The sequence below is a fragment of the Viridibacillus arvi genome (assembly GCF_001274945.1).
In the GTDB taxonomy this organism is placed as follows: domain Bacteria; phylum Bacillota; class Bacilli; order Bacillales_A; family Planococcaceae; genus Viridibacillus; species Viridibacillus arvi.
On record NZ_LILB01000005.1, the window covers coordinates 617,573 to 624,724 of the forward strand.

At 32.7% G+C, this 7,152-nt stretch carries 10 protein-coding genes; all 10 read right to left on the minus strand.

Annotated features, from left to right (window positions below; translation table 11 throughout):
• Positions 1-146: 146 nt before the first annotated feature.
• Positions 147-809 carry a zf-HC2 domain-containing protein gene (locus AMD00_RS12275; protein WP_053417348.1) on the minus strand — a complete coding sequence of 221 codons (663 nt, stop codon included), beginning with the start codon at positions 807-809 and terminating at the stop codon, positions 147-149.
• Positions 810-813: 4 nt separating this feature from the next.
• Positions 814-1,296 (minus strand): RNA polymerase sigma factor, encoded by a 483-nt coding sequence (locus AMD00_RS12280; RefSeq protein WP_053417349.1) that lies wholly within the window; start codon positions 1,294-1,296, stop codon positions 814-816.
• Positions 1,297-1,708: 412 nt separating this feature from the next.
• Complete coding sequence (locus tag AMD00_RS24170; protein ID WP_281173066.1) at positions 1,709-1,834, minus strand: hypothetical protein; 126 nt, start codon at positions 1,832-1,834, stop codon at positions 1,709-1,711.
• 170 nt (positions 1,835-2,004) lie between these two features.
• A complete protein-coding gene (locus tag AMD00_RS12290; protein ID WP_053417350.1) occupies positions 2,005-2,550 on the minus strand; it encodes a hypothetical protein in 546 nt (181 codons plus the stop codon).
• 273 nt (positions 2,551-2,823) lie between these two features.
• A complete protein-coding gene (locus tag AMD00_RS12295) occupies positions 2,824-3,555 on the minus strand; it encodes a class I SAM-dependent methyltransferase (protein WP_053417351.1) in 732 nt (243 codons plus the stop codon).
• 344 nt (positions 3,556-3,899) lie between these two features.
• Positions 3,900-4,376, minus strand: coding sequence for a GNAT family N-acetyltransferase (locus AMD00_RS12300; protein ID WP_053417352.1), 477 nt, complete (start codon positions 4,374-4,376; stop codon positions 3,900-3,902).
• Between the two features lie 144 nt (positions 4,377-4,520).
• On the minus strand, positions 4,521-5,108 hold the full coding sequence (locus tag AMD00_RS12305) for a histidine phosphatase family protein (protein WP_053417353.1): 588 nt from the start codon (positions 5,106-5,108) through the stop codon (positions 4,521-4,523).
• A 644-nt stretch (positions 5,109-5,752) separates the two neighbouring features.
• Positions 5,753-5,977 (minus strand): hypothetical protein, encoded by a 225-nt coding sequence (locus tag AMD00_RS12315; RefSeq protein ID WP_053417355.1) that lies wholly within the window; start codon positions 5,975-5,977, stop codon positions 5,753-5,755.
• A 57-nt stretch (positions 5,978-6,034) separates the two neighbouring features.
• Positions 6,035-6,292, minus strand: a complete 258-nt coding sequence (locus AMD00_RS24305; protein WP_053417356.1) for a DUF3953 domain-containing protein — start codon at positions 6,290-6,292, stop codon at positions 6,035-6,037.
• Positions 6,293-6,656: 364 nt separating this feature from the next.
• Complete coding sequence (locus AMD00_RS12325) at positions 6,657-7,001, minus strand: hypothetical protein (RefSeq protein ID WP_053417357.1); 345 nt, start codon at positions 6,999-7,001, stop codon at positions 6,657-6,659.
• Between the last annotated feature and the right edge of the window lie 151 nt (positions 7,002-7,152).

Here is a 7,152-nt window from a genome sequence, read left to right on the forward strand (position 1 = left end):
TTTATCAAAGGTACTTTTAATTAATAAATGGCAACGTATATATGACGTTGCCCTTTTTACTAATGCACCCGTTAGTTGAACAAGAAAAGTGAAGCTTATTCAACAATCGCGCCCGTTTGCGGTATAACTTCTATCCCATTTTTAAATCATTCAGCATCGTTACCTTTATCATATAAATCTTTTATGGGTATTACATCGGTTTTATCTTTATATTGTATAGTTACCTTATCTTCATCCGTTAGTTTCTTCTTCTTCCCATTGTACAGTAATAATGTGTTTTCATCTGCAAATGTGAAAGAAATGCCACTCCCATCTTTTAGGAGTTTTGCTGGGGTAGAGAAATCGTTCCTTTTTTCATACACAAATATAGTATCTGTATATCCCTCATCTGTTTTTGCATCTGTTAAAATTATATAATGATTGTCCTTTTTTGCTTTGAATAAGAGCGTAGCCATCGTGCCCTGACTCTGAATGTTTGTTTCAACATTACTGGAACTTGCTTGCCACATATTTACAAACACAAAGTAATAAGCAGTTATCAGAACAAGAAACATTGTTAGTAGTGATGATACGATAACTAAGATCTTTTTTCTATTTTTGGAGCGTACCTTTTTAAAATAATCAATGTTCCTTTTATCTTTTCTTCTCTCATTTTCATCTTCTGAAAATAAATCTCCCTTCATTTTGTTTAAATAATTTCGGCATTCTTCACATTGATCCATATGTTTTTCTATCTGTTCATTTGTTTCTTCACTTGTTAATTTATCAATATAAGCAGGAGCCAAATCCTTAAATATACTATGTTTCATAACCCTACTCACCCTTTCTGATTTCAAGTTTTGCTCTATAAAAAGTTACTCTTGCCCAGTTTTCTGTCCTTTCAAAAATTGAACCAATTTCTTTGAACGATAAGTCACCCAACACTCTTAAATAAAGTATTTCCCGTTTATCCTCACTGAGTTGATGAGCCTTTTTAAAAAACAAAACTTTATCCTCGTTTTTTATATACTCATCTACCAAGTCGTAAAATGTTGTGCTTTCACTTTTTAGTGAGTCCTTCAATTGTTGGTTTTTATTTTTATGGTTTAATTCTTGCAGCCATACGTTTTTAGCAATTGCACAGAGCCACGTGGAAAACTTGGCTTTACCATTATCGTGAAAGTTATTAATGGATTTAATCGCTTGATAAAATGTTTCTTGAGTTAGCTCCTCTGCTAAATCAAGGTTGTTTGTCAAAGTTAACAAGTATTTAAATATAAAATCCCCATAATCTTGGTATATATTGTCCTTATCCACTGCCACCCTCCCTTTTCCGTCTGGCCATTCACCTATGAATCACAAAATTATTGATTTCGTTACAACATTTTTCAATAAAAAAACTGCATCTTTATAACAGATGCAGATATTCACTTTTTCAATTAAATGGCCCGATTGTTGAACACAAGATAAACAACACTCTTCAACTAACCTGCCCCTTTCGTTTAAAAAGAAAAAAAGAGCCGTCTTTGCAGCTCAATAATCTTTTGCTAATGCATCCATTATTGAAAAAACGTTCCTACATATCGCAGCAACGCACTTCATTCAATCTAATCTAAATATACAATTTCACCATTTTCTTTTTTTGCACGAATTGTAATTTTACCTACACATTGCTCTGGATTTTTGTGTCCATTTTTGACTTCTTCAAATAGCTTATATAATAGAGTTTCTAATCACGTATTGTTGTATCTTTAGAAAGTTTATGTACGATCATTAAATCTACACCTTTAAAAGCGTCTTTGGCACCTTGAACTTCAACTTCGTCAAATGCTTTTACTTCCATTTCAATTTTCATCTTTTATCCTATTATTTTAATACGTTTTAAAGCAATATAAGTTCCAAGTTTAACCAAATATCCCATCCTGAATATACAAAAAGCTTTAGCTTCTTCTTCAACTAACCTACCCCGTTAGTAAAATATCAATATTGTTTTTGAAGCAATACGAGTAATTTCTACAACTGCTTTTATATCTCTTTTACTCTGAGTATAAAACTATCGAATGCTTCTTCCGCCTCAACTCTAAGTCGTGCTGTACAAATTACAGGATATTTAGGACAAAGTTGTAACAACTTCTCCTGTTCCATTCCAATAGGTAAATCGCCATCTACCTTTACATCCCAAAATCCTTGCTTATTCTTATATGCAACAGCTCGAAAATCACTTTTCTCATCTCTATTAAAACAGATATGCCAATGACGTCCAGGTAAATGCTCCTCAATTTCCTTCGCATAATCGCTATAAGATGTTTTAATAAAAACAAGCTCCATCTCTTCCGTCACAAGATTAGCAGGAATCGGTGCCTGATTTGGTAAATCTTCATTATCATATAGAGCACCAGCTAACAAATAAGCTAAGGCCTTCTTTGCATTTTGGATTGCTTCCTTTTTCGATGGGCCCGAGACTAAGTAATTCTCCCAACCGTAATCTGGAAGCAATGTTGGGAAATAAATGCCGAAACTTCCTTCTTCTTGCTTAATAAATGCTGGATAAACTACATTCTCAAATGCCATATTAACTACACCTGCCCTTTATACATTGGTGAAATTTTAAAAAAAGAATTACCTAAGCAACCTTTGATCTCACCAAAAGCACCCGTTAGCCATCCACATAGTACAAAACCAGTGTTTCACCACAGAGATTAAAATCGTTAGGCAGTGTCAATACTGATACTGACCTTAATCCAGTCAACCGCAATCCATAGACTTATTTACGCTCTAAGTATTGCCATTCTTCTTTTCTTGAAGAAACTAATTTTCATGGTAGTTCAAAATTAGGATATTTATTTACTTCACACAAGAAAAAGCGAGTACAATTGGAATTCGTTGTCTTCTAACAAATTCATCTTCACAACTAAAATGTTCACGCTTTGGTGTACCTTCACGTAAATCTAGAACTGAAAAGCCAGCTTGTTTAAGTGCTATAAAATAATGTTCGATTGTACGATGATACTTAATCACTATTTGATCAATCCAAGGCTCTTTTCTTTCCCCCTCATGGAAATAGTCGTCGACAATCCAATTACCGCGTTTATCTCCAGATTGCTTACTAGCAAATGATGAAGTTGTAAGTGGATGCTGGATACTAAAAGCAAATCTTCCGTTTTCTTTGAGTGTTTTATGAACATCTTGAAACAGGCGGTTAATGTATTGTACATAATGGATTGCAAATCGAGATGTTACAAGATCAAATACCTCTTTTGGATAATCATAAGATTCCATTGTTTCAAAGTGTATTGTCCCGTTTTGTTCAAGTATGTTAGAGCGTGCCACTTCCACCATTTGTTCCGAACCTTCTACTCCTGTGTATTTTTTTGCACCTAAATGTAAGAGTTCTTTTCCAAACGATGCATCACCACACCCTAAATCTAAGACACTCATATCTTGAAAGCTCCCAATTAATTCATAGATAATCGGTCCTTCAATGGCATTATTTGGGCTATCGTTTCTGTTTCTTCTAGTCATGTAATTTTTAAAAAAATCTGTTTGATTGTAAACGCTAGATCCTTTAAATTCCATCGAAACATATCCTCCTCTAAATTTGAGATTTACAGGGATTCATTTCCATATACAAAAATTAATGTATTTTATCACATTCCCCTAGAATAGACAACTAAGTAATTACTTAATTTCCAGAAAAATTAACATATAAAATTATCGCTATAAACGATTTCTTATTAAAGTAACCTGCCCCGTTAGTTAATAAGAAAAAGAGATGTTTATTTAACAATCTCGCCCTTTTATGGAAGATTAGTTTCCATTACCTGTCTTTAAAGATATTGCAGAATCGTCTCGGTTGGTTCAATCATAAGGGCACTGAAATCGAAAAATTCAACGGTTCTCTCTTCATGGAGTGCAGCAAATCAGAGTTGCAATACGGTTATTGGCTCGTTGTCGCAGAATTCGCCGTTGTCACGGAAACCAAAGCTTTCATAAAGCTTTTTGGCTGCGAAGTTATCAGTCCCATATGGAATCCAGCAGTAACGTGCTGGCCCGGCTGGAAAGGTGCGTATAAATTCCAAGATTTTTTCCATGGCTTCCCGACCGTAACCACGGTTCTGGTATTGCTTGTCAATCATTAGTCGTAAGATGCAATAGCTGTCATCTACGATTGATGGAAGTTCGTATCCAGTGTTTCCATAAGTCAGCATTACAAATCCGACCGGCTGCTCATCTGCGTAAATGGCAAAAGGAAATGGATGTCCCCCATTGGTGGCAAGGACATAACATGAAGCTACGCTTGACAGATTGGACGCAACGAAGCGGCGTTGTTCTTCTGAAACTTCCAGATTAAATATGGCACGGCGGTTTTCCAACGTAATTTTTCTAAGCTCAATCATGTACGGCTTCTCCCTTCATTATTAGTATCTCAATCAACGATATTTCATTTATTCCATTTCAGTTTAGAATTCAACATTAAAAATGTAGAATCCTTCTTGAGCTAAACTATCCCGTTCCCGTTAGTTCAATAAAAAAAATAATTTTTATTGGTTATCATCAATATTTACACCCCAAAGTCTTTGAACATTCACCAACTCTTGTTCATTGAATTCCACTCTATAAATATCCGGTTTTGATGTGCTATGTAAAAAATTTAAGTCATAAGTGCTATCGAAATATCCCAACATCAAGGTCATAACTGCCCCGTGAGTACCTATCACTACTTTTTTATCTCTAAAAGTATTTAATAGTTCTTTTAAGACTTTTATAGCTCTTTTTTGACAATCAGCATTTGATTCTCCTCCCTCTAAAGAGAAATTTGATTCGAAAAATGACTTTTCCAAAAGTGGCACCAATTCCTTATCAGGTACACGATTGTCTTCAGAAGAAAATATCCTCTCTTTTAAATCTTCAAACACTAAAACTTTTTGCCCTATTTGTTGAGCTAACTTTTCTACAGTTAAAATTGAGCGTACGTATGGACTTGAAACAACTGCATCAACTTCTTCATCGTTCATTATGTCAGTTACTCGTTCAGCATCTAAATAACCTTTTTCGGTTAATCCTCTTGTTCTTTCATTTCCTTCTTTTGGCGACTCACCATGTCTCACCATATAAACAAATGTACTCATAATAAATTCCTCCCCTATGTTTTCTCTTTTTTTTCTTCTTATTCACAATCGCTTACTTTTAATTAATTAAATTAATTAGATTCCACTATTTGTTGCCAATTCCTTAATCAACTAAACTGCACCGTTAGTTAAATAAGAAAAAGGCTCTACTCCTTTATTGAAGAAAAGCACCCGTTAGTTGAAGAAGAAAAGTGAAGCTTCTTCAACAATTGCGAGAGGAAACTTCATTTCACTTTAATATAAATATGCATTAAATCACTTATCCTTCAAAGCTCTTTTAACAAGTAAGTAATCTATTACGAAAAAAAATATTATCGTTATAGGTATTAAAAATGAACTTATACTATGAGGAATCGAACTGAAATATGGCATCATTAAAAATAAAAGTATTAGCAGCGTAGTTACTATTTTGAGAAATAAAAACTTACCTTGATAATGTCTTCTACCCAAACTTTCCACCCCTTAATAAGTTATTCCGTTAAATGGCCCGATTGTTGAACACAAGTTATACAACACTCTTCAATCAATGATCTTCAAGTAAAGCATCCGTTAGTTTAAGTAAGATACTTCACAAATTTTAATAGAATTATTTATTTATTTAGGACTAAACACTGAATTAGTTGAGAATCTCTCCCTAAATTTAATTAGAAACTAAATAGAGCCACCGCAATAACTAATAAAGATACTGGTATAAAAAACATTCCCCAACTATTTTTACCTTTATTTTCAAATTCCTCTATTCCTATAATTGCAATAAAAATTCCAAGTAATAAAGATGATATTGGACCATACAAAAAATCTTTTGTAATTAAGTCGTATGCTGAAATTGCTATTACAACTAAAGCAAGAATTATTTTAATAATTTTCATCTCAATTCCTCCTCGAATTATTGAACTAAACTGCCTTTTAATTGAATATTACTTCATTTAATTAATCATAATGCCTTCAACCGCAGAGATTAAAATGTATAACGAAGTGCATAAAATGAAGATACCCCACAATAAACTCTGAGTTCTTTTATATTCTCGTAACCCCATTATAAGTAACGTTATACTCAGAAGTATGAGCATCAATGGTAGTAAGTTGTAGTTTTCCGTAACCTTACTGTAAATACTAATTAACATAACAAGGATTGTAAAAATTATTTGAAATAACATTAAAATATCAAACTTTTTTTCTTCCATTTATTTATTCCTCCCACTGATAATCTGTCAGTTTCAAAAGATACCTTTTTTAAACTAAACTGCCCCGTTAGTTTTGAATTACTTATTTTTTAGGATAAATTTTATTGAGAATATGGTATATTATCCAAAATGGTATAGGTAAAGATACTATGAAAACCCTTTGTTCAGCAGGTAATACATAAAGTAAAATAAACATTAAAATTATGAAAGGTATCAAGAGTGGCCAATAAATCTTTTTATTTACATTAAACAATTTTAATTCCACTTCCTTTATATACTGAGCTGCATATGCAACTCAATGATATTCAAGTAAGCACCCCGTTAGTTTAAGAGTAAAATTAATAGAACATAATCTAACCTTTTATCAATTTAATAATTCGTTTCGTTTACGACTTTTAGGAATAACTCCGAATTTAGCAATTAAAAGAATCAGTAAAAATACAAAACAACTAAAACTAGTATTATAACTTGTAAGTATATTTAACTTGATAATTTGCATCGCAATTAAAACGTTTAATATATATGAAACGAGAAAACCCAAAAATGAAGCACACGTTAAATAATTGCCGAATAACAACTTTCTGTAATTAGATACATCTGGTCTATTAGCTTTTTGGATAGTCAAAGTATGTTGAACTTGTCTAACTAAACCATATGTGAAACCGATAATTAATAACATAATTACTACATAACCAATTACATCAACCATCTATTCACCTCTCCTATTTTCCAATTATACACCAATTACCTATATGAAGATTTTTCCTAAACAGCTCCACGATTTTCTACTAAAGCATCCCGTTAATCCAATAAGAAGCCCTGTATAGAAACGAAGAATATAAACAAGGAGACAATAATGC